Raw genomic sequence first — 23,422 nt, 5'->3', positions numbered from 1 at the left:
CCGCCACGCTGTCGGACCCGGGCGGTACCGTCGGATCATGACCGATCAGGCGGGGGCCGCCCCGGCGGGCGAGCGGCGCATGGCCACGCTGGAAGGCGTACTGGAACGCATCACGTACGCCAACGAGGAGAACGGCTACACGGTCGCCCGGGTCGACACCGGCAGAGGCGCGGGAGACCTGCTCACGGTCGTCGGCGCGCTGCTCGGCGCGCAGGTGGGCGAATCCCTGCGCATGGAGGGCCGCTGGGGTTCCCACCCGCAGTACGGAAAGCAGTTCCACGTCGAGAACTACACGACGGTCCTGCCGGCCACCGTCCAGGGCATCCGCCGCTACCTCGGCTCCGGCCTGGTCAAGGGCATCGGGCCGGTCTTCGCCGACCGCATCACACAGCACTTCGGCATGGACACCCTCCAGATCATCGAGGAGGAGCCCAAGCGGCTCATCGAGGTCCCCGGCCTCGGCCCCAAGCGCACGAAGAAGATCGCCGACGCCTGGGAGGAACAGAAGGCCATCAAGGAGGTCATGCTCTTCCTCCAGACGGTCGAGGTCTCCACATCCATCGCCGTGCGCATCTACAAGAAGTACGGCGACGCCTCCATCTCGGTCGTGAAGAACCAGCCGTACCGGCTCGCCTCCGACGTCTGGGGCATCGGCTTCCTCACCGCCGACAAGATCGCCCGGTCCGTCGGCATCCCGCACGACAGCCCCGAGCGCGTCAAGGCGGGCCTGCAGTACGCGCTGTCCCAGTCCACCGACCAGGGCCACTGCTTCCTCCCGGAGGAGCAGCTGATCAAGGACGCGGTGAAGCTCCTCCAGGTCGACACCGGCCTGGTCATCGAATGCCTGGCCGAACTGGCCGAACCCCCCGAGGACGGCGAGGACCCCGGCGTCGTCCGCGAGAAGGTGCCGGGCCCCGACGGCGGGGAACCGGTCACCGCGATCTACCTCGTCCCCTTCCACCGCGCCGAACTCTCCCTCTCCGCCCAGCTGCTGCGCCTCCTGCGCACCGGCGAGGACCGCATGCCGGGCTTCAGGACCGTCGCCTGGGACAAGGCGCTGAGCTGGCTCAAGGGGCGCACGGGCACCGACCTCGCCCCGGAGCAGGAGGCCGCCGTCAGGCTGGCGCTGACCGAGAAGGTGGCCGTCCTCACCGGCGGCCCCGGCTGCGGCAAGTCCTTCACGGTCCGCTCGATCGTGGAGCTGGCCCGCGCCAGGAAGGCGAAGGTCGTGCTCGCCGCCCCCACGGGCCGGGCCGCCAAGCGCCTGTCCGAGCTCACCGGCGCCGAGGCCTCCACCGTCCACCGCCTGCTGGAGCTCAAGCCGGGGGGCGACGCCGCCTACGACCGGGACCGCCCGCTGGACGCCGACCTGGTGGTGGTCGACGAGGCGTCCATGCTGGACCTGCTCCTGGCCAACAAGCTGGTCAAGGCGGTCCCGCCGGGAGCGCACCTGCTCTTCGTGGGGGACGTGGACCAGCTGCCCAGCGTCGGCGCGGGCGAGGTCCTGCGGGACCTGCTGGCCGACGGCGGCCCGATCCCGGCGGTCCGCCTCACCCGGGTCTTCCGGCAGGCCCAGCAGTCCGGCGTGGTGACGAACGCGCACCGGATCAACGCCGGCCAACACCCGGTGACGGACGGAATGAAGGACTTCTTCCTCTTCGTCGAGGACGACACCGAGGCCGCCGGCCGGCTCACCGTCGATGTGGCCGCCCGCCGCATTCCGGCCAAGTTCGGTCTGGACCCGCGCCGTGACGTCCAGGTCCTCGCCCCCATGCACCGCGGCCCGGCCGGCGCCGGCACCCTCAACGGCCTGCTGCAACAGGCCGTCACCCCGGGCCGGCCCGATCTGCCGGAGAAGAGATTCGGCGGACGGGTTTTCCGCGTCGGCGACAAGGTCACCCAGATTCGCAACAATTACGAGAAGGGCGAGAACGGTGTCTTCAACGGCACCGTCGGCGTGGTCACCTCGCTCGACCCGGTCGACCAGCGCCTGACGGTGCTCACGGACGAGAACGAGGAGGTGCCGTACGAGTTCGACGAGCTCGACGAGTTGGCGCACGCCTACGCCGTGACGATCCACCGCTCCCAGGGCAGCGAGTACCCGGCGGTCGTCATCCCGGTCACCACGGGCGCCTGGATGATGCTCCAGCGCAACCTGCTCTACACGGCGGTCACCCGGGCCAGGCAGCTGGTCGTCCTCGTCGGTTCGCGCAGGGCGATCGGCCAGGCGGTGCGCACGATTTCGGCGGGCCGGCGGTGCACGGCACTCGACTTCCGGCTCGGTTCAACGAAAAATGATCGATCAAACGAGTCGTGAAGGTCACAAGACCCTTCCGGAAGGGGAACACAGGGGGCAGGATGAGCAAGTTGGCGGCACTCAGTGCCGTCAATAGGCCCGATGGTCGACCCCGAGTGCACTCTCCTGAGCCAAGTGGGGGATGGTAGAGACAGTCAGGGCACCTCGAAGATGAGGCACAACGTCGGTGAGGGAAGACGTGAGCGACAACTCTGTAGTACTGCGGTACGGCGACGGCGAGTACACCTACCCGGTGATCGACAGCACCGTCGGTGACAAGGGCTTCGACATCGGAAAGCTCCGCGCCCAGACGGGTCTGGTGACGCTGGACAGCGGTTACGGCAACACGGCCGCGTATAAATCCGCCGTCACGTATCTGGACGGCGAAGCGGGCATCCTGCGGTACCGCGGCTATCCGATCGAGCAGCTGGCCGAGCGCTCCACCTTCCTGGAGGTCGCCTACCTGCTGATCAACGGCGAGCTGCCGACCGTCGACGAGCTCTCGGTGTTCAAGAACGACATCACGCAGCACACCCTGCTGCACGAGGACGTCAAGAACTTCTACAAGGGCTTCCCGCGCGACGCCCACCCGATGGCCATGCTGTCCTCGGTCGTCTCGGCGCTGTCCACGTTCTACCAGGACAGCCACAACCCGTTCGACGAGCGTCAGCGCAACCTCTCCACGATCCGGCTGCTCGCGAAGCTTCCGACGATCGCCGCGTACGCGTACAAGAAGTCGATCGGTCACCCGTTCGTCTACCCGCGCAACGACCTCGGCTACGTGGAGAACTTCCTCCGCATGACCTTCTCGGTCCCGGCGCAGGAGTACGACCTGGACCCGACGGTGGTCTCGGCCCTCGACAAGCTGCTGATCCTGCACGCGGACCACGAGCAGAACTGCTCCACCTCCACGGTCCGCCTGGTGGGCTCCTCGCAGGCGAACATGTTCGCCTCGATCTCCGCCGGCATCAACGCGCTGTGGGGCCCGCTGCACGGCGGCGCCAACCAGTCCGTGCTGGAGATGCTGGAGGGCATCCGCGACGCCGGCGGTGACGTCGACTCCTTCATCCGCAAGGTGAAGAACAAGGAGGACGGCGTCCGCCTGATGGGCTTCGGCCACCGGGTCTACAAGAACTTCGACCCGCGCGCCAAGATCATCAAGGCTGCCGCGCACGACGTGCTGTCGGCGCTGGGCAAGTCCGACGAGCTGCTGGACATCGCGCTGAAGCTGGAGGAGCACGCGCTCTCCGACGACTACTTCGTCTCGCGCAGCCTCTATCCGAACGTCGACTTCTACACCGGCCTGATCTACCGGGCCATGGGCTTCCCGACCGAGATGTTCACGGTCCTGTTCGCCCTCGGCCGGCTGCCGGGCTGGATCGCCCAGTGGCACGAGATGATCAAGGAGCCCGGCTCCCGCATCGGCCGCCCGCGCCAGATCTACACGGGCGTGGTCGAGCGCGACTTCGTTCCCGTCGAGGAGCGCTGAGGCGCAGCACCCGCTTCGGCCCCCGTATCCGCTTGCCGGGTGCGGGGGCTTTCGCGTGATCTCTCGCGCGATTTCTTACGCGATCTCTCACGTGACTTCTTACGCAATGAAGAAGGCGCCCCGGCGTCGGTCCCCCCACGGGCCGACGTCCAGGGCGCCTTCCCAGTCCCGGTACGGATTCCCCCCACGGGATCCGGCCGGGCGTCTGTGAGGACAGCGCCTGAATCGCTGTTGAGCAGAACGAGCAGAACTCGTCGTACTGCGGTACTGCGGTGGTGTGCGATCTGCCGGGACAGCGCACGCCCGGGAGGGCCGCTCAAAGCTTCCCGGTGTACGTGCCCCGGCAACGCTCCCCCAAGCTCTCAACCGTTCGAGCAGGGAGGCACCCCCAACCGGAGAAGTCCCCCAAGACATCTCCGGATGTCAGACGGCGCCCCCCAAGACGCTCCCTGACATCGTCAACTTAGACCTTCGAACCCCTTCGATGGTTACGTTCACATCACTGTGATCTGCGTCTCTTGCGTATGTCCGGTAGATGCGCAAGAGCCCGGATATGCCGTTCGAGGCCCAAGCGTAAGGATGATGCGCGCGCCTTGTGAAGAGCTTATGTGAGCCGGGCCCGGGACTCCAGAGGGGCTCAAATCACGTTCGCTGTGAACGTGGACTGAATTCGGGCGACTTCACCGAAATGTCCGCAGTCGCAGACTGTTCGTCACGACGAAGACCGACGAGAAGGCCATCGCGGCCCCCGCGATCATCGGGTTCAGCAGGCCCGCGGCGGCCAGCGGCAGCGCGGCCACGTTGTAGCCGAAGGCCCACACGAGATTGCCCTTGATCGTGGCCAGGGTCCGGCGCGACAGCCGGATCGCGTCCGCGGCCGCCCGCAGATCACCGCGGACCAGTGTCAGATCGCCCGCCTCGATCGCCGCGTCCGTGCCGGTGCCCAGGGCCAGGCCCAGATCGGCGGTGGCGAGCGCGGCCGCGTCGTTGACGCCGTCGCCCACCATGGCGACGACCCGCCCCTCGGCCTGCAACCGCCGTACCGCGTCGACCTTGTCCTCGGGCAGCACCTCGGCCACCACCTGCTCGATCCCCACGGCCGCCGCCACCGTCTCGGCCACCGCACGGTTGTCCCCGGTCAGCAGCACCGGCGTGAGTCCCAGGGCGCGCAGCTCACGCACGGCCTCGGCGCTGGTCTCCTTGACCGCGTCCGCGACGGCCAGCACGGCCCGCGCCGTCCCGTCCCAGCCGGCCACGACCGCCGTGCGCCCGGCCTGCTCGGCCTCGTCCCGCGCGCGGGCCAGCTCCGGCGGCAGCTCGTCGAAGAGCCGCCCCACGGCGACGTCACGGCCCTCCACGTGCCCGCGTACGCCCCGCCCGGGCACGTTCTCGAACCTCTCGGCCTCCGGGAGCCGCCCGGCGCTCTCCTCGGCGCCCAGCGCGATCGCACGGCCGACGGGGTGCTCGGAGGCGTGCTCGACGGCGCCCGCCAGCCGCAGCACCTCCTTCTCGTCGGCGCCCTCGGCGAGGTGGATCTCCTGGAGGGTCATCCGGCCCGTGGTGACGGTGCCGGTCTTGTCCAGGACGACCGTGTCGACCCGGCGTGTGGACTCCAGGACCTCCGGGCCCTTGATGAGGATGCCGAGCTGGGCGCCGCGGCCCGTGCCGACCATCAGGGCGGTCGGTGTGGCCAGACCCAGCGCGCACGGGCAGGCGATGATCAGCACGGCGACGGCCGCGGTGAACGCGGCGACGGCGTCGCCCGTCAGCCCGAGCCAGGTCCCGGCCGTGGCGACGGCGATCAGCAGCACCACCGGCACGAAGACCCCGGAGATCCGGTCGGCGAGCCGCTGCACCTCGGCCTTGCCGTTCTGCGCGTCCTCCACCAGCTTCGCCATCCGCGCGAGCCGGGTGTCGGCGCCGACCCGGGTGGCCTCGACGACCAGCCGCCCGCCCGTGTTGACCGTCGCGCCCGTGACCGCGTCCCCCGCCGACACGTCCACCGGCACCGACTCGCCGGTCAGCATCGAGGCGTCCACGGCGGAGGCCCCCTCGACGACCGTGCCGTCGGTGGCGATCTTCTCGCCGGGCCGTACGACGAACCGGTAGCCGACGGCGAGGCGCTGCGCCGGTATCCGCACCTCGCGGCCGTCCCGCAGCACGGCCACGTCCTTGGCGCCCAGGTCCATCAGCGCCCGGAGCGCGGCTCCCGCGCGGCGCTTGGAACGGGCCTCCAGATAGCGGCCCAGCAGGATGAACGCGGTGACGCCGGAGGCGACCTCCAGGTAGATCGAGGAGGCGCCGTCCCCGCGCGAGACCGTGAGCTCGAAGGGGTGCCGCATGCCCGGCATGCCCGCGTCGCCGAGGAACAGCGCCCACAGGGACCAGCCGAACGCGGCCAGGGTGCCGAGGGAGACCAGCGTGTCCATGGTGGCGGCGCCGTGCCGGGCGTTGGTCCAGGCCGCCCGGTGGAAGGGCAGCCCGCCCCAGACGACGACCGGTGCGGCGAGGGTGAGCGAGAGCCACTGCCAGTTGTCGAACTGGAGCGCCGGCACCATCGCCGTGAGGATCACGGGCAGGGCGAGGAGAGCGGAGACGGTCAGGCGCTGCCGCAGGGCCGTGAGGCCGGGGTCCTCCTCCTCGCCTTCGGGGTCCTCCTCCCGCGGGGGCGCGGGCTCCTCGGCGCTGTACCCGGTCTTCACCACGGTGGCGATGAGATCGGCGACCTCGACGCTCGCGGGGTAGGCGACCCGGGCCTTCTCCGTCGCGTAGTTCACCGTGGCGGAGACGCCGTCCATGCGGTTGAGCTTCTTCTCGACGCGGGCCGCGCAGGAGGCGCAGGTCATCCCGCCGATCAGCAGCTCGACCTCGGCGAGGGCCGGCTCGCGGTCGGCCGGTGCCTTGGCGGTGGTGCTGGTCATGTCCTCTGACTCCTGGAGATGCGGGCGCCCGGGAAGCGGAACGGGCCGCACGGGCCGGGGCGGCGGCGTACGGCCCGTACACGGGTACGAGTGCCAGGGGCGGCGCGCCCTCAGACCTCGCGGGGTGCCGCACCCGGGTGGCGCAGGCCCGGCCGTGTGCATCGGGCCGGGTGGCTCAGGCACGGCCGCGCGCCGGATCGGGTGGCTCTCAGGCCCGGCCGGCCAGCTCGAAGCCTGCCTCGTCGACGGCGGTGCGTACGGCCTCGTCGTCGAGCGGAGTCGCGGAGACGACGGTGACCTCGCCGGTCTTGGCGACGGCTGTCACCGAGTTCACGCCGGAGATCTGGGAGATCTCCCCGGAGACCGCGCCCTCGCAGTGTCCGCAGCTCATGCCGCTCACCTTGAAGACGGTGGTGACGGGGCCCGTGGTGTCGGTCTGGGCGGTCATGTCGTTACTCCTCGTCGAGGCATGTGGGGCTGTGGGGTCCGCTGAGGGACCCGCACATCCAACTGTACCCCTAGGGGGTATCAGCTCACGACGTCCCCCGTTCCCCAGGTCGGACCCGGGCCCTGGCCGCGCGCACGGCTACCCGCCGATGCGGGAGCTGGTCGGCGGCGTCCTGCGCCCTGAGCTGCTGGTGACGTCGACGATCGCGTGGACGAGGTCCCGGCCGCGCCGGCGGCGATGGGGACGGCGCAGGGAGCGGGGGCGGCGGTCATCGAGCCGTGAAGCTGACATGCCGGCGGTGACCGTGCCCCACGGGAGGGTGGGGCACGAGGTCCGATCGGGGGATGGTTTCACTCGGCTCTTCGGCCGCGGTTGCCGGGCCTGGAGGCGACCCAGGCCCGGACGGTGTCGGCGTACCAGTAGGGCTTGCCGCCCTCGACGTGGTCGGGCGGGGGTAGCAGCCCGTGCTTGCGGTAGGACCGCACGGTGTCCGGCTGCACCCGGATGTGCGCCGCGATCTCCTTGTAGGACCAGAGCCTTCGGTCGGTCATGACGTGCACCTCCCCGCGCGCACCACGGCGGTGGCCGCGGACGGCCGTCCGGGGGAGCCGGGCGCTGCGCTGGCGATCAACGAGCCTGTGCCCGGTCAACGACGCCCGGGGGTACGGGGCAGTGCCTGTGGGCCGGGTGTGACGGAAGACCCGCGTCCATGGCACGCACGTGACAGGACGCGGGCGTTTGTGACACAACCGGGGCAAAGACGCGCACCGGACGGTCGGCGAGGCGCCTTGACGTGACACCCGGCCTCGGGAGCCCGGCTCGTCCGGGGCGCCTCGACGTGACACCCGGCCTCGGGAGCCCGGCTCGTCCGAGGCGCCTCGACGTGACACCCGGCCTCCGCAGGAGTTCTGCTCTTCGACGCCCCGCAGCGGCGAATACCCGTCACCCCGCCGTCCGGCAGCCGTCCGCCCCGAGAGGCGGACCGGCACCGAGGCCTGAACACCACGGAACCGTGAAACCCGGACCAGGACCAGGACCAGGACATCCGGACCGGCCCGCACGGAAAGCGCTGTCATGATCTGGTCCGAATGTCCGGACAAAACATTGACAGGGCGTCGAGAGGGGGCTACAAAACCGGGGAGAGCCGAGCACCGAGGGGACACCGATGACGTACGACCTGATCACCATGGGGCGGATCGGAGTGGATCTGTATCCGCTCCAGACCGGCGTCCCGCTGCCGCAGGTCACGTCCTTCGGCAAGTTCCTCGGCGGCTCCGCGAGCAACGTCGCGGTCGCGGCGGCCCGCCTGGGACGGCGGACGGCGGTGATCACCCGCACCGGCGACGACCCCTTCGGCACCTACCTCCACGAGGCTCTGCAAGGCTTCGGCGTGGACGACCGCTGGGTCACCCCGGTCCCCGGCCTGCCCACCCCGGTCACCTTCTGCGAGGTCTTCCCGCCGGACGACTTCCCGCTGTACTTCTACCGGCAGCCCAAGGCCCCCGACCTGGAGATCGACGCCCACGAGCTCGACCTCGACGCCGTCCGCGACGCCCGCGTCTTCTGGGTCACGGGCACGGGCCTGAGCGAAGAGCCGAGCCGGACGGCGACCCTCGCGGCGCTCGCCCACCGCGCCAGGTCCGGCACGACGGTCTTCGACCTCGACTGGCGCCCCATGTTCTGGTCCGACCCCGACGCCGCACGCCCCTTCTACACCGAGGCCCTGCGCCACACCACCGTCGCCGTCGGCAACCTCGACGAGGTGGAGGTCGCCACCGGCGTGCGCGAACCCCACGCCGCCGCCCGCGCCCTCCTGGACGCCGGTGTGGAGCTGGCCGTCGTCAAGCAGGGCCCCAAGGGCGTCCTCGCGGTGAACAGCGCCGGCGAGAGCGCCGAGGTCCCGCCGCTGCCCGTGAACGTGCTCAACGGCCTCGGAGCGGGCGACGCCTTCGGCGGCTCACTCGTCCACGGCCTGCTGGCCGGCTGGGACCTGGAGAAGACCATGCGGCACGCCAACGCCGCCGGCGCCATCGTCGCCTCCCGCCTGGAGTGCTCCTCCGCGATGCCCACCCCGGCCGAGATCGAGACGGCCGTCACCGCGGGGGCCGTCCAGTGACCGTCGACGTCTGCGAACTCGTCCGCCTGCGCAGCCACCGCCCGGAGGCCGTCGCCGAGGCCGCCGCTCGCCGCCCGCGCCGGCCCCTGCTGAACGACAACGGCCGGCTGATGATCGTCGCCGCCGACCACCCGGCCCGCGGCGCCCTCGGCGTCGGCGGTCGCAGCCTCGCCATGGCCAACCGCGCCGACCTCCTCGAACGCCTCTGCCTGGCCCTGTCCCGCCCCGGCGTGGACGGCGTCCTCGCCACCGCCGACATCCTCGACGACCTGCTCCTGCTCGGCGCCCTCGACGGCAAGGTCGTCCTGGGCTCGATGAACCGCGGCGGCCTCCAGGGCGCGCGCTTCGAACTCGACGACCGCTTCACCGGCCACCGCCCCGAGGACATCGAGCGACTCGGCTTCGACGCGGGCAAGCTGCTCCTGCGCATCGACTACGACGACCCCGGCTCGCTCACCACCCTGGAGTCCACCGCCCGGGCCGTCGACGCCATGGCCGCCCGCAAACTCCCCGTCTTCGTCGAGCCGTTCATCAGTTACCGCGACGAGCAGGGCCGGCTGCGCAACGACCTCTCCGCCGAGGCCGTCACCAAGTCGATCGCCATCGCCTCGGGCCTCGGCGGCAGCTCCGCCTACACCTGGCTGAAGGTCCCCGTCACCGACAACCCCGACGACATGGCCGACGTCATGGCCACCTCGACGATGCCCGCCGTGCTGCTCGGCGGCGAGGTGGGCGACGACCAGGACGGGGCCTACGAGAAGTGGCGCGGCGCCCTGCGACTGCCCACCGTGTGCGGGCTGGTCGTGGGGCGTTCACTGCTGTACCCGGCGGACGGCGACGTGGCCGCAGCCGTGGACACCGCCGTCGGACTGCTGTGAGGGCCGCCTCATGACCACCCGCACCTTCACCACGGGCGACAGCACGGAAGACCACGAGTTCCCCCTCCCGGGCAGGCCCCGGGTCCAGATCGCCTCCGGCGCGGGAGGCCGCTTTGCTTTGGCAGGAGCGAAGTGCGAGCGACAACTCCCCGCCCGCTACGGCCCCGCGCCGGAGGTCTCCCGAAGGAGGCGTACGCGGCCCCGCCGGGTGAACATTCATCGTGGCCGTCGCGTATCCGTGACCACCCAGAGGGAGGGACACCGATGACCTCGACGACGAGGCTGACGGTCGCACAGGCGCTCGTGCGCTTCCTGGCGGCCCAGCACACCGAACGTGACGGCGTCCGGCAACGGCTCATCGGCGCCACCTGGGGCATCTTCGGCCACGGCAACGTCGCCGGCATCGGCCAGGCGCTCCTGGAGCACGCCGAGGAGATGCCGTACCACCAGGGCCGCAACGAACAGGCCATGGTGCACGCGGCGGTCGGCTACGCCCGCCAGTCCGGCCGCCTGTCCACGCACGCGGTGACGACCTCCATCGGCCCGGGCGCCACCAACCTCGTCACCGGCGCGGCCCTCGCGACCATCAACCACCTGCCGGTGCTGCTCCTGCCCGGTGACGTGTTCGCCACCCGCCCCGCCGACCCGGTCCTCCAGCAGCTCGAAGTGCCCTACGCGGGCGACGTGTCGGTCAACGACTGCCTGCGCCCGGTGTCGAGGTACTTCGACCGGATCACCCGGCCCGAGGCCCTGATCCCCTCGGCGCTCGCCGCGATGCGCGTGCTCACCGACCCCGTCGAGACCGGCGCCGTCACCCTAGCCCTGCCCCAGGACGTGCAGGCGGAGGCGTACGACTGGCCGGAGGAGTTCTTCGCCGAGCGCGTCTGGACCGTACGGCGGCCCGGCGCCGACCCGGCGGAACTGGCCGGGGCCGTGCGGGCGATCCGGGCGGCGAAGCGGCCGCTGGTCGTCGCGGGCGGCGGCGTCCACCACAGCCGTGCCGAGGAGGCCCTCGCCGAGTTCGCCGCGGCCACCGGCATCCCGGTCGCCTCCACCCAGGCCGGCAAGGGCTCCCTGCGCCACGACCACCCCCAGGACGTCGGCGGCATCGGCCACACGGGCACGGCCACCGCGGACGAACTGGCCCGCACCGCCGACCTGGTGATCGGCGTCGGCACCCGCTACACCGACTTCACCACCGCCTCCGGCACGCTGTTCGGCAACCCGGACGTGCGGTTCCTCAACCTCAACATCGCCCCCTTCGACGGCCACAAGCTCGCCGGCCGGCCCCTGATCGCGGACGCCCGCAGCGGCCTCACGGAGCTCACGCACGCCCTGCGCCCGCACGCGTACCGGGTCGCCGGCGGCTACGCCACCGAGTACACCGAGGACAAGGAGCGCTGGGAGCAGCGCGTCGACGCCTGCTACGAGGTGGACGAACCGGACACCCGCCCGACCCAGCCCCAGGTCCTCGGCGCCCTGGACGAACTCGCCGACGAGTCCGACATCCTGATCAACGCCGCCGGCTCCCTACCCGGCGACCTGCACAAACTGTGGCGCACGCGCTCGCCCGACCAGTACCACCTGGAGTACGGCTACTCCTGCATGGGCTACGAGATCCCCGCCGCCATCGGCGTCAAGATGGCCGCCCCGGACCGGCCCGTGTGGGCGCTGGTCGGTGACGGCACGTACCTGATGATGCCCACGGAGATCGTCACGGCCGTGCAGGAAGGCATCGCGATCAAGGTCCTGCTCATCCAGAACCACGGCTACGCCTCCATCGGGGGCCTGTCGGAGTCGGTGGGCGGCGAGCGGTTCGGCACCGCCTACCGCTACCCGGCCGAGGACGGCTCGTACACCGGGCCGCCGCTGCCCGTCGACCTCGCCGCCAACGCGGCCAGCCTCGGCATGCGCGTCCTGCGCGCGAAGACCGTACGGGACCTGCGGGAGGCCCTCGCCGAGGCCCGGGCCGCCGACACGCCCACATGTGTCTACGTCGAGACCCAAACGGCAGACACAGTGTCGGGCGCGCCTCCCGCCCAGGCCTGGTGGGATGTACCCGTGGCCGAGACCGCGACACGGCCGTCCGCGGTCAAGGCACGTGAGCTGTACGAACGGCACGTCTCCACCCGACGCCGCCATCTGTGAAGGAGTTCCCGGCCATGACGAAGATCGTCAACCACTGGATCGGCGGCAAGACCGTCGAAGGCGCCTCGGGCACGCACGGGCCGGTGACCAACCCGGCGACCGGCGAGGTGACGACGAAGGTCGCGTTCGCCTCGGTCGACGAGGTGGACGCGGCGGTCGCCGCCGCCAAGGAGGCCTACGTGACCTGGGGCCAGTCCTCGCTGGCCCAGCGCACGTCGATCCTGTTCAAGTTCCGCGCCCTGCTGGACGCCAACCGGGACGCGATCGCCGAGCTGATCACCGCCGAGCACGGCAAGGTGCACGGCGACGCCCTCGGCGAGGTCGCCCGCGGTCTGGAGATCGTCGACCTGGCCTGCGGCATCAACGTCCAGCTGAAGGGCGAGCTGTCCACTCAGGTCGCCAGCCGCGTCGACGTCTCCTCGATCCGCCAGCCGCTCGGCGTCGTCGCGGGCATCACCCCGTTCAACTTCCCGGCGATGGTGCCGATGTGGATGTTCCCCATCGCCATCGCCTGCGGGAACACCTTCGTGCTGAAGCCGTCCGAGAAGGACCCGTCGGCCTCGCTGAAGATCGCCGAACTGCTGTCGGAGGCGGGCCTGCCCGACGGCGTCTTCAACGTCGTTCACGGCGACAAGGTGGCCGTGGACCGCTTGCTGGAGCACCCGGACGTCAAGGCCGTCTCCTTCGTGGGCTCGACCCCGATCGCCCGCTACATCCACACCACCGCCTCCGCCAACGGCAAGCGCGTCCAGGCCCTCGGCGGCGCCAAGAACCACATGCTGGTCCTCCCGGACGCCGACCTCGACGCGGCCGCCGACGCCGCCGTGTCGGCCGCCTACGGGTCCGCGGGTGAGCGCTGCATGGCCATCTCCGCGGTCGTCGCGGTGGGCTCGATCGGCGACGAGCTGGTGGAGAAGATCCGCGAGCGCGCCGAGAAGATCAAGATCGGCCCGGGCGACGACCCGACGTCCGAGATGGGCCCACTGATCACCAAGGTCCACCGCGACAAGGTCGCCACCTACGTCGAGGGCGCGGCGGCCGAGGGCTGCGAGGTGATCCTCGACGGAACCGGCCACACCGTCGAAGGCTTCGAGGACGGCCACTGGATCGGCATCTCGCTGCTCGACAAGGTGCCCACGTCCGCGAAGGCCTACCAGGACGAGATCTTCGGTCCGGTGCTGACCGTGCTGCGCACCGGGACCTACGAGGAGGCCCTGGACCTGATCAACGCCTCGCCGTTCGGCAACGGCACCGCGATCTTCACCCGGGACGGCGGTGCGGCCCGCCGCTTCCAGCTGGAGGTCGAGGCCGGCATGGTCGGCGTGAACGTCCCGATCCCCGTCCCCGTGGGCTACCACTCCTTCGGCGGCTGGAAGGACTCGCTCTTCGGCGACCACCACATCTACGGCAACGACGGCACGCACTTCTACACTCGCGGCAAGGTCGTCACCACCCGCTGGCCGGACCCGGCCGACGCCCCGGCGGGCGTCGACCTGGGCTTCCCGCGCAACCACTGAACTCTCGTCAAGCAGTCAGGCGCAAAGGCCACACCGGACACGGCCCCTACTCACGGACCGCCTTCGACACCTGATCTCTGGAATCGATCATCTACGGCACGAGTCTGAGAAGCCTGTTGGGTGAACCGGTCCCGACGTTGCGGAGAACTCCGGTTGTGGCCCCGTTCACGAGGGCGCTGTGCACGGTCGCCGGACCGGCGCTGGGGTGCGAGGTGAGGTAGACGGCCGCGGCTCCCGCGACATGGGGGGTCGCCATGGATGTGCCGGAGAGCGTGGTCGTCGCCGTGTCGCTGGTGTGCCAGCCCGCTGTGATCAGGGAGCCGGGGGCGAACATGTCGAGCTGGGAACCGTAGTTCGAGAAACTGGATCTGCTGTCCGTCCATGTGCTGGCCCCAACAGTGAGGGCAGAACGCACCCGGGCGGGTGAGAAGGAGGCGGCGTTCGCGTTCGAGTTGCCGGCGGCAACCGCGTAGGTGACACCGGAGGCGATGGAGTTCCTCACCGCGGTGTCCAGCGACGTGCTGACGCCGGCGCCCAGCGACATGTTGGCGACTGCGGGCCGGACGCGACGCACCGTGACCCAGTCGACGCCTGCGATGACACCGGAGAGGGTGCCGGCCCCCCTGTTGTCCAGCACGCGTACCGACACGATCTTGGACTGCTTCGCCACGCCGTACGTCTTGCCGGCGACCGTGGTGGCGACGTGTGTTCCGTGACCGTTGCCGTCAGAGGCGTTGGCGTCGCGGTCGACGAAGTCGTAGCCGTGCCTGGCGCGCCCTGCGAACTCGGTGTGAGTGATGCGCACTCCCGTGTCGATCACGTACACGGTCGCAGATTTGCCCGCCGTATCCGGATAGGAGTACATCAGGTTGCGCGGGAACCGGGGCTGGTCGATGCGGTCCAGGCCCCACGGCGGGTTGTACTGGGTGGCCTCGAGGTGGACCATCCGGTCCTGCTCGACGAACTCGACGGCCGGGTCTTCTGCCAAACTCTTCGCTCCGGAGGCGCTGATACGGATGGCGTAGCCGTTGAGTACGGCGTCGTAGGTCCAGTCCACGGTGGCGCCGTACTTGGCCACCAGATCTTCGCCTTTCGTGGAGTTCGCCCTGAATCCCGCGGACTCTTTCAGCACGACGATGTAGCTGTTCTCGACCGCATTGGCGGAGTCCTCTTGCAGAATCCTTCCTGCGGACGGGGTGGCTTCGGCGGGCAGAGCGGTACCGCTCCCGATGGCAGCCGCCGCGGCCACAGCGGAGATCGCTGCGACGATCCGCCGTCGGGCGGTGAAGATTTCGCGCATCCTGAAGGGCCTTCCTGACGTGTTGGCTGACGCTAATCCGAGGATGGCCTGGCCGTTGGTCAGTACAATGCGGTATTAGTCCAGTTGATCCCTAATGACCACTAAGGGCTTAAAGATCACCAACAGGTCTCCCTGGCCTTGTCGGTTGCGCTCGTGGAATCGGGCGATGACCCGGCCTGAAGGTACGTGAGTGTGGCGGTCGGCTCCCCAAGGGGTCGCAGTGGGCGGAACAGGGACCCCACTCACGCCTGACAGCCGCTCAAGGAATGGGCTCCCTACCACGCCTGCAGTACGTACGCAGAAGCCGTACTCCTTGGGGAGGGGTGTGGGTTCGCTCCCTGGTCGACAACTTGCCGACAGGTTGAGCCCTTACCGTTGACGCATGAATCTTCGACTGCCCGGACTGCCCGGACTGCGGGGACTGTGGTCACGGCGACGGCGACGGTTCATCGCTGCCGCGTCCGCCGTCGCCCTGCTCGCCGGTGCGGGTACATGGACGGTGACGTCGGCCGTCGCCTCCGACGACCCGCCCCCGGTGCACCGCGCCGACCAGCTCATGACCACGGGCGACGGGGTACGCATCGACACCTCGTACTTCACCGCGGGCTCGGGCGGCCGCCGCCCCGCCGTTCTGCTCGGGCACGGTTTCGGCGGCAGCAAGGACGACGTCCGGCAGCAGGCGGAGGACCTCGCCCGCGACGGGTACGCGGTGATGACCTGGTCGGCGCGCGGCTTCGGAAGGTCCACGGGCAAGATAGGGCTGAACGACCCCAAGGGCGAAGTGGCCGACGTCTCGAAGCTCATCGACTGGCTGGCCGAGCAGCCCCAGGTCGAGCTCGACAAGCCCGGCGACCCGCGCGTGGGCATGGCGGGCGCCTCCTACGGCGGCGCCATCGCGCTGCTGGCGGCGGGCCACGACGACCGGGTGGACGCCATCGCCCCGTCGATCACGTACTGGAACCTCGCGGACGCGCTGTTCCCGAACGGTGTGTTCAAGAAGTTGTGGGCCGGCATCTTCGTCAACACCGGTGGCGGCTGCCGGAGGCTCGAGCCCGTGCTGTGCCGGATGTACGAACGCGTCGCCGCATCAGGGAATCCGGACGCCGAGGCGAGCGAACTGCTGGAGGAACGCTCACCCACCGCCGTCGGTGACCGCATCAAGGTGCCCACCCTCCTGATGCAGGGCCAGACCGATTCCCTCTTCCCACTGAACCAGGCCGATGCGGCGGCGAAGGCGATCCGCGCGGGCGGTGCCCCCGTCGACGTCGACTGGATCGCCGGCGGTCACGACGGCGGCGACACGGAGACCAGCCGCGTCCAGGCCCGGGTACAGACCTGGTTCGACCGCTATCTCAAGGACGAGAAGAGAGCTGACACCGGCCCGGCCTTCCGGGTCACGCGCACCGTCGGCACCGGCGAGCCGAGGCTGACCGGCGTGGCCGAGGACACCTACCCCGGCCTCAAGAGCGACCAGCACTCCGTCACCCTGACCGGACGCGAGCAGCGCATCGACAACCCGGCCGGTGCCAGCCCGCCCGGCATCTCCGCCCTGCCCGGCCTCGGCAGCGCGGGCGGCCTGTCCCAGCTGTCCTCGCTCGGCATCGGGGTGGCCCTCGACTTTCCGGGCCAGTTCGCCGCATTCGAGTCGGCGCTCTTCCGGAAGGACACGCAGATCACCGGCTCGCCGACGGTCACGGTCCGCGTGACCTCGACCAGTGACGACGCCGTGCTCTTCGCGAAGTTGTACGACGTCGGCCGGGACGGCATCCGGCCGGTGCTGCCCTCGCAACTCGTCACGCCCCTCAGAGTGGAGGGCGCGAAGGCCGGCAAGGACGTGAGCGTCACCCTCCCTGCCATCGACCACGAGGTGGCCGACGGTCACCGGCTCCGCCTGGTCCTCGCCTCGACCGACCTCGGCTACGCCTCCCCGACGACTCCGGCGACGTACACCGTCTCCCTCAAGACCGACCTCAAGGTGCCGATGCCCCTCGGCGGGACCGGCGGTGCGGGCCCGCTGCCCGCCTGGGTGTGGTGGATGCCGCCGGCCGGCGCGGTCGTCGCACTGGCGCTGCTGCTGAGTGGACGGCGCCGCACGGTAGCGCCCACCCCCGACCCCGCGCTGGCCGAAGTGCCGCTCACCATCACGGATCTGTCCAAGCGGTACGCCAAGTCGACGGATCGTTACGCGGTCAAGGACCTGTCCTTCCGCGTGGAGAAGGGCCAGATACTGGGGCTCCTCGGCCCCAACGGTGCGGGCAAGACGACGACCCTGCGCATGCTGATGGGCCTGATCAAGCCGGACGGCGGCGAGATCCGCGTTTTCGGCCACGCGATCCGGCCGGGCACCCCTGTGCTGTCGCGCGTCGGCGCCTTCGTCGAAGGCGCGGGCTTCCTGCCGCATCTCTCCGGCCGCGAGAACCTCGAACTGTACTGGCGCGCCACCGGCCGCCCGCCCGAGGACGCGTACCTGGACGGAGCGCTGCAGATCGCGGGCCTCGGCGACGCCCTCGCCCGCCCGGTCCGCACCTACTCGCAGGGCATGCGCCAGCGCCTCGCCCTCGCCCAGGCCATGCTCGGCCTGCCGGACCTGCTCATTCTCGACGAGCCGACCAACGGCCTGGACCCCCCTCAGATCCGCGAGATGCGCGAGGTCATGATCCGGTACGCGGCGGCCGGCCGCACGGTCATCGTCTCCAGCCATCTGCTGGCCGAGGTCGAACAGACCTGCACCCACCTGGTGGTGATGGACCATGGGCGGCTCGTCCAGGCGGGCCCGGTGACGGAGATCATCGGCTCTGGGGACACACTGTTGGTGGGCACGACCACCCCCTTGGACGAGCCCCTCGTCGAGAAGGTGGGGGCATTGCCGGGCGTCGCCTCGGCAGTGCGCACCGACGAAGGACTCCTGGTCCGCCTCGACTCCGGCGGAACCCCTGCACGCCTGGTCGCCGGGCTGGTACAGCTGCAGGTCGCCGTGGAGTCCGTAGGCCCCCACCGGCGCCTCGAGGACGCCTTCCTCACTCTGATCGGAGCTGAAGCATGAGCAGCATCGTGGCCGATCCCCCGGAGGTCGCGTCCGGCTACCGCGCGGGCCGCACGCTGCCCCTGCGGGTGGAGCTGGTCAGGCAGTTGAAGCGGCGGCGGACACTCGTCATGGGGGCGATCATGTTCGTCCTGCCGTTCGTCCTGCTCATCGCCTTCCAGATCGGTGGCGAGCCGGGCCAGGACAACGGCCGGGTGAACCTCATGGACTCGGCCACGGCGTCCGGCGCCAACTTCGCCGCCGTGAACCTCTTCGCCTCCGCCGGTTTCCTGCTCGTCATCCCCGTGGCGCTGTTCTTCGGGGACACGGTCGCCGCGGAGGCCAGCTGGTCCTCGCTGCGCTACCTCCTCGCGGCGCCGGTGCCCCGAGCACGCCTGCTGTGGTCCAAACTCGTCGTCGCACTCGGCCTCAGCCTTGCCGCCCTCGTGCTGTTGCCGGTCGTCGCCCTTGCCGTCGGCACGGCCGCTTACGGCTGGGGTCCGCTGCAGCTCCCCACCGGGGGCACACTGTCCGCCGGCACCGCCGCGCAGCGCCTGGTGATCATCGTGGCGTACGTCCTAGTCTCCCAACTCGTCACCGCCGGCTTGGCGTTCTGGCTGTCGACCAGAACCGACGCGCCTCTTGGTGCCGTCGGCGGCGCGGTGTTCCTGACCATCATCGGAAGCGTTCTCGACGAGGTGACAGCCCTCGGCGGCTGGCGGGACTTCCTGCCCGCGCACTGGCAGTATGCCTGGCTCGACGCGGTCCAGCCCCAGCTCCAATGGACGGACATGATCCAGGGTACGGCTCTCTCCGTGACGTACGCGCTCGTGCTGTTCGCCCTGGCCTTCCGCGGTTTCGCCCGTAAGGACGTGGTGTCCTAGCCAGTGCGGGAGTCTTCGGATCTCGCCTGGCGGATGGTGCTGGTGGTGTCGTTTCTGCGGCCATCCTTTCGGTGGTCGGGGCTCCGACGACTCCCGGGAACGCATGTCCCACCATGGCCAGGCTGAAGTGCGGTGAGGACTCCGACCGCACGCGAGAACCGACCCGCCACACGATTGAGCGCTGAGCTCAACTCCCGGGCCCTCTGTCGACTTGGCCTAGACGTAGCGCGCCGGCCTGCGCCGTAGTACCCGCCGGCACCGACGTCATGACGGAAGCCGACACTCAAGCACATGCAGGCACGGGGATCCCGAACGCCCCGTCACCCGACTGGCGGATCCACATGGTTCGCCGTGTTGCAGAGCTCGTGCCGACCGTGGTCACATCTTCCCGCCAAAGGCGCTTAAGGAACATTTCGCGCCGAGATCGAGCGGCTGGCCGCCCGGCGGTCGGCCGAATTGAACACCCTGGAGAACCAATGCCTCATCGCATGCTCCGTTCTGCGGCCACCGCGCTGCTGGCTTCAGCACCGCTCATCGCTGCCGCGCCCGCGCAGGCCGCTCCTCAGCAGCCCTTCCCCTGCGGCATCGGCAGCCACGCGGTCACCAACAACGTGACCAAGCAGTTCACGGTCAGCGTCACCTGCGACCAGACGCGGACCGTCAGTGTCCGCATCACCTCCGGCGAAACGGAACTCGCGAACGTAAGCAAGACCGTAAAGGCGGGTATCGAGGAGAGCATCACGGTCACCGCGCCCAAGGCCCCGGTCTGCGCAACGCTGAAGACCGATGGTGAGAGCTTCCAGATCTGCGGCTGACGTAGCCCCTCCCCGGCAGTCGTCTGACGGGACTCCGTCACCGCCCAGTACTGCCGATGCCAGGTGGCCGATGGCGGGACCACCATGAGGTGATCGATGCGAGCGGGTCCTCACCACGGTGAAGGCCCAGGCAGCGCCGACGAGGACCTGAAACCGGGCATCCTCGGTGGTCTCCACGAGCGTGCGCGCTCACCAACGCGCGGCCGGGGCCCGCAGAACGGGGCCCCGGCCGACGAGCCGGACGACTGCGCCATCAGCCGGTCCCGCGGCGGACTGACCATGAAGATCCATTGCGCAGCCGACGGCAAGCGCCGCCCCTTGGTCTTCGTCCTCACCGCCGGCCGCGCCGGCGATGCGCCCACTATGACCGACGCGATGGCGTCCGTGTCTTCTCCGGCGCCACGGACGGTCCCGCACCAGGCCGGGCAGCAGGCCGCCGGAATTCGACCGCGAGGCTTACGAGCAGCGCACCACCGTCGAGCGGTGCGTCAACCGCCTGAAGCAGCGACGAGGCAATGCCACCCGCTATGAGAAGGCCGCGACCATCTACCTGGCCGGACTCCACATCTCAGGCGTCTCCCTCCGGTCCGCCCGGTGATGCAGACGAAACGTTCGGAGCCGTCCACGCCTCCGTCCGGCAGCGGCCCCAGCGTCTTCGGCCCGTCGGCTCGAAGAGGTCGATGTGCGTGTTCCGGTCGTCACCACTGAGGACGGAACCCGGCGTCCGTCGGCGCTGTCAGCCCCTTCTTTCATCCCCTGTTTCATCCGCAGGAGCGCATCACCAACGCACAAGAACCGGTCCGGCCAGCCCAAGTCCGGTGTGTGTCAGGCGTATCGGTAGCGCTGTCACCGTGGCGCACGCCCAAGTCCTCCCTGAGTCGGGGAGGATCCTGCCGACTACCGCTCGGTTGCTCGCCGTCGGGGACTGCGTGGCCGTTGTGGACGTGCTGCGGGCCCAATCCGCCGTGTTCGGGCCGGGGGCCCGGAGATCGCCCAAAAAACCGCCTTCCAGGTGTTGGCCAACGACCTCGTGCACGATAGGGATTGACGGTCTCCCTCGATCACATCCATGCTGGTCACAGCCTTGCCCCTTGACAGCAGGTTCCGCTGGCGTGCCCGAATGCCCGTCGTGCCCGAGGTCGTAAGGGCTGTCCCGTAACTGCTGGTCAGGGTGAGATGATCTTGCTGTGTCTGGTGTGATCACGGCGTCGGAGCCCTCCTGGATAGCCCCGTTCACCCGGCTGAGCCCGCGTCAGTTCAGCAAGCTGATCACCGCTCTGCGGCGTGAAGGTGCAGATCCGGTGCGACAGGACCGGCCCTGGAGCCTGCCCCTGGAGGACCGCGTGCTCCTGGTCGCCGCGTACTGGCGAACGAACCTCACCCTGCGCCAACTGGCCCCGCTGTTCGGGGTGTCCAAGTCGGCCGCCGACCGCATCATCGACCACCTCGGGCCCTCGCTCGCGCTCCAGCAACGCAAGGGTTCCGCAAGAGCGTCGTCCTGATCGTGGACGGCACCCTGGTCCCCACCCGCGACCACACCATCGCCGAGCAGTCCAAGAACTACCGGTACTCCACCAACCACCAGGTCGTCATCGACGCCGACACCCGGCTCGTCGTCGCGGTCGGCCGACCAGTCGCCGGCAACCGCAACGACTGCAAGGCGTGGAGCTGTCCGGCGCGAAAGACGCCGTCGGTAAGACCACGGTCATCGCAGACGGCGGCTACCAGGGCACCGGCCTGGTCATCCCGCACCGCCGCGAGAAAGGCCAGACCCAACTCCCGGCCGGAAAGAGGAACACAACGCCTCCCACCGCAAAGTCCGCGCCCGCGTGGAGCACGTCTTCGCCCGGATGAAGGGCTGGTAGTGCTCGCCCACCGGCGACAGCTCCACCAGTGAGCGGACCGGACCATCCGCACACAGCACGGCGTCGGCCAGTTCGAACGGTGCATCCGAACGCCTGGTCAGGCACGAGTAGAACTCGCCCCGGAAGCGTGTGTTCCGCGAACGGCTCCTGCCGGACGGCAGGGTGCAACAGACTCATACCCACGGCCTTCGTGCTGGGTGTGTGCGTTCCTTGGTCGGAGCACATGGTCAGCCGAAGGCCGCCTGGATGTACGGCAGTTACCGACCCGAGTGATCAAGTACGAGACGTCGTTCGAGCCCCCAGGTTAAAGATCAAGTTGAGTGTCCATCGCAGTGAGCCTCTTTCAGCCTGTGCTGGAGGGTGAAATGGGCTGGTCAGCGGGTGTGGTGACGAGGCAGGGCCCCTCGTCGTTGGTGTGGTGATTCCACTCAACACACCGGTGACCGAAGGGGCCCTGTTGGTTCCGTATCCTGCCACGCTCGACGTCCCGCATGAGCTCGTCGAGCATGTCGCCTGGCTGCTGTACGAGCACCGCCAAGCCCGCAACACCCGCTGGCGCAAGCTCAGCTGCTTCCAGCAGGCACTGCTCACCCTGGTGCACCTGCGGAAGAACGAGACGTTCTCGCAGCTCGGAGCCGGTTTTCGGGATATCCCGGGCCACCGCCTGGCGGTACGTCGACGAGACCTTGGACGTCCTGGCCGGCTGGGCGCCCAGCCTCCACGAAGCCCTCACCGGCCTCGGTGAAGGCGACCACGTCATTGTTGACGGCACCCTGATCCCCACCGACCGCATCGCCGCCGACGAGCCGTACTACTCGACGAAGCACCGCAAGCACGGCATGAAGTGCAGGTCATCGCCCGGCCCGACGGCACACCGCTGTGGTTCTCCCGCGCGACACCCGGCCGCACCCACGACCTGACCGCCGCCCGCGCCCACGGCATCGTCCAGGCCTGCCTCACCCGGCAGATCCTCGTTCTCGCCGACCGCGCCTACTACTACCACCACAGCGAACAGCCCAAGCACTACCAGCAGTTCAACCGCGACCACGCCCGTCTCCGAGCACCCGGCGAACGCGCCTTCGCTCAGCTGAAGTCCTGGCGACTGCTCCGCCGGACCAGATGCTCCACCCGCCGTATCGGCACCGTCGTCCAGGCCGTCCACACACTGCTGACCTGCAGCTATTCAGGATGAAAGAGGTTCAGTGAAGACGTTGCCTCCGGAGTGAAAATAGGATCAATGCAGGATTTTCATCGGCCGCGCACTCGGTCGAGGGACGAGGGTGTGACCCAACTTTGCTGGTTAGCCGGTGTGTCATTACTCCGATGGGTTGATCGGCCCGTCGTGACCTGGGGATTCCGCACTCATATCATCTCTCCCAGAGGGCCATGTGGATGAAGTTCCGGAGCCACGGGCATTCCAAGTGGAGCGCGCCCCGGAGTTGAGGCAATACTGGTTTCGTCCTTCCAGCCTGGAAGACACAGAACGGAGATATCAATGCGCACGAATGTTAAGCGCGGGGCTGCGTCGGCCCTCGCGGCGGTGGCCCTTCTCGCGGGTTCCGCCTCGGTCGCCAGCGCCGGCGACTACAACGACGAGCCGGGCATCGTCATCGTCAACGAGAACGAGAACACCAACACCAACAGCAACGACAACGACAACACGGCGACGGCCACGGCCGACGTCGAGGTCGACCTCGTCGACGAGGCCGACGCTGCCCCCGCC

15 protein-coding genes and 4 pseudogenes are annotated in these 23,422 nt (G+C 69.6%); 13 read left to right on the top strand and 6 right to left on the bottom strand.

Annotation, left to right across the window (positions count from 1 at the left end):
• Nucleotides 1–37: 37 nt before the first annotated feature.
• Nucleotides 38–2,317, top strand: coding sequence for an SF1B family DNA helicase RecD2 (gene recD2, locus C1J00_RS07295; protein WP_102908210.1), 2,280 nt, complete (start codon nt 38–40; stop codon nt 2,315–2,317).
• Between the two features lie 178 nt (nt 2,318–2,495).
• Entirely contained in the window at nt 2,496–3,785 is a 1,290-nt protein-coding gene (locus C1J00_RS07285; RefSeq protein ID WP_102908209.1) for a citrate synthase, read from the top strand.
• A gap of 680 nt (nt 3,786–4,465) precedes the next feature.
• Here the strand turns inward: C1J00_RS07285 and C1J00_RS07280 are convergent.
• The 4 genes from C1J00_RS07280 to C1J00_RS07265 all read right to left on the bottom strand — a co-directional run bounded on the left by C1J00_RS07280 (nt 4,466) and on the right by C1J00_RS07265 (nt 7,705).
• Nucleotides 4,466–6,706 carry a heavy metal translocating P-type ATPase gene (locus tag C1J00_RS07280; RefSeq protein WP_102908208.1) on the bottom strand — a complete coding sequence of 747 codons (2,241 nt, stop codon included), beginning with the start codon at nt 6,704–6,706 and terminating at the stop codon, nt 4,466–4,468.
• Nucleotides 6,707–6,914: 208 nt separating this feature from the next.
• Nucleotides 6,915–7,154, bottom strand: a complete 240-nt coding sequence (locus C1J00_RS07275) for a heavy-metal-associated domain-containing protein (protein WP_102908207.1) — start codon at nt 7,152–7,154, stop codon at nt 6,915–6,917.
• Nucleotides 7,155–7,292: 138 nt separating this feature from the next.
• The gene (locus C1J00_RS45100; protein ID WP_180989446.1) at nt 7,293–7,445 is read right to left on the bottom strand and encodes a hypothetical protein; all 153 of its coding nucleotides are present in this window, start codon (nt 7,443–7,445) and stop codon (nt 7,293–7,295) included.
• Nucleotides 7,446–7,504: 59 nt separating this feature from the next.
• Nucleotides 7,505–7,705 carry a helix-turn-helix transcriptional regulator gene (locus C1J00_RS07265; protein ID WP_062926956.1) on the bottom strand — a complete coding sequence of 67 codons (201 nt, stop codon included), beginning with the start codon at nt 7,703–7,705 and terminating at the stop codon, nt 7,505–7,507.
• Nucleotides 7,706–8,319: 614 nt separating this feature from the next.
• Between C1J00_RS07265 and iolC the strand changes: the two genes are divergently transcribed.
• From iolC to mmsA, 5 genes and pseudogenes are all read left to right on the top strand, one after another.
• Nucleotides 8,320–9,270: a 5-dehydro-2-deoxygluconokinase gene (gene iolC, locus C1J00_RS07260; protein ID WP_102908206.1), complete on the top strand. Its 951-nt coding sequence runs from the start codon at nt 8,320–8,322 to the stop codon at nt 9,268–9,270.
• A complete protein-coding gene (locus C1J00_RS07255; protein ID WP_102908205.1) occupies nt 9,267–10,148 on the top strand; it encodes a Cgl0159 family (beta/alpha)8-fold protein in 882 nt (293 codons plus the stop codon). The genes iolC and C1J00_RS07255 overlap by 4 nt, the downstream gene beginning before the upstream one ends.
• 16 nt (nt 10,149–10,164) lie before the next feature.
• A pseudogene (locus tag C1J00_RS48190) lies at nt 10,165–10,326 on the top strand (5-deoxy-glucuronate isomerase); the annotation flags it as partial.
• An 86-nt stretch (nt 10,327–10,412) separates the two neighbouring features.
• The gene (iolD, locus tag C1J00_RS07245) at nt 10,413–12,296 is read left to right on the top strand and encodes a 3D-(3,5/4)-trihydroxycyclohexane-1,2-dione acylhydrolase (decyclizing) (RefSeq protein WP_102908204.1); all 1,884 of its coding nucleotides are present in this window, start codon (nt 10,413–10,415) and stop codon (nt 12,294–12,296) included.
• 14 nt (nt 12,297–12,310) lie between these two features.
• Nucleotides 12,311–13,813, top strand: a complete 1,503-nt coding sequence (gene mmsA, locus C1J00_RS07240; protein WP_102908203.1) for a CoA-acylating methylmalonate-semialdehyde dehydrogenase — start codon at nt 12,311–12,313, stop codon at nt 13,811–13,813.
• Nucleotides 13,814–13,904: 91 nt separating this feature from the next.
• Here the strand turns inward: mmsA and C1J00_RS07235 are convergent, their stop codons facing one another.
• Nucleotides 13,905–15,113 (bottom strand): S8 family peptidase, encoded by a 1,209-nt coding sequence (locus tag C1J00_RS07235; RefSeq protein ID WP_102908202.1) that lies wholly within the window; start codon nt 15,111–15,113, stop codon nt 13,905–13,907.
• A 382-nt stretch (nt 15,114–15,495) separates the two neighbouring features.
• On the opposite strand from C1J00_RS07235, the gene C1J00_RS07230 reads away from it, so the two are divergent.
• From C1J00_RS07230 to C1J00_RS07210, 4 genes and pseudogenes are all read left to right on the top strand, one after another.
• Nucleotides 15,496–18,156 (top strand): CocE/NonD family hydrolase, encoded by a 2,661-nt coding sequence (locus C1J00_RS07230; RefSeq protein WP_102908201.1) that lies wholly within the window; start codon nt 15,496–15,498, stop codon nt 18,154–18,156.
• A complete protein-coding gene (locus C1J00_RS07225; protein ID WP_102908200.1) occupies nt 18,153–19,019 on the top strand; it encodes an ABC transporter permease in 867 nt (288 codons plus the stop codon). The genes C1J00_RS07230 and C1J00_RS07225 overlap by 4 nt, the downstream gene beginning before the upstream one ends.
• Nucleotides 19,020–19,507: 488 nt before the next feature.
• On the top strand, nt 19,508–19,834 hold the full coding sequence (locus tag C1J00_RS07220; protein ID WP_102908199.1) for a hypothetical protein: 327 nt from the start codon (nt 19,508–19,510) through the stop codon (nt 19,832–19,834).
• A gap of 1,187 nt (nt 19,835–21,021) precedes the next feature.
• Nucleotides 21,022–21,696, top strand: a pseudogene (locus C1J00_RS07210) (transposase); the annotation flags it as partial.
• A 2-nt stretch (nt 21,697–21,698) separates the two neighbouring features.
• Here the strand turns inward: C1J00_RS07210 and C1J00_RS46475 are convergent.
• Nucleotides 21,699–21,876, bottom strand: a pseudogene (locus tag C1J00_RS46475) (NF041680 family putative transposase); the annotation flags it as partial.
• Nucleotides 21,877–22,114: 238 nt separating this feature from the next.
• Here C1J00_RS46475 and C1J00_RS07200 point away from each other — a divergent pair.
• Together C1J00_RS07200 and C1J00_RS07195 are read left to right on the top strand one after the other, a co-directional pair.
• Nucleotides 22,115–22,891 (top strand): annotated as a pseudogene (locus tag C1J00_RS07200) (transposase family protein).
• Between the two features lie 303 nt (nt 22,892–23,194).
• Nucleotides 23,195–23,422: hypothetical protein (locus C1J00_RS07195; RefSeq protein ID WP_146046143.1), on the top strand; the 228-nt coding region annotated here is incomplete at its 3' end.

This window comes from Streptomyces cahuitamycinicus (genome assembly GCF_002891435.1).
GTDB classification, from domain to species: domain Bacteria; phylum Actinomycetota; class Actinomycetes; order Streptomycetales; family Streptomycetaceae; genus Streptomyces; species Streptomyces cahuitamycinicus.
The sequence above is the reverse complement of the archived record's forward strand: the minus strand, read 5'-3'. Positions and strand labels throughout refer to the sequence as shown.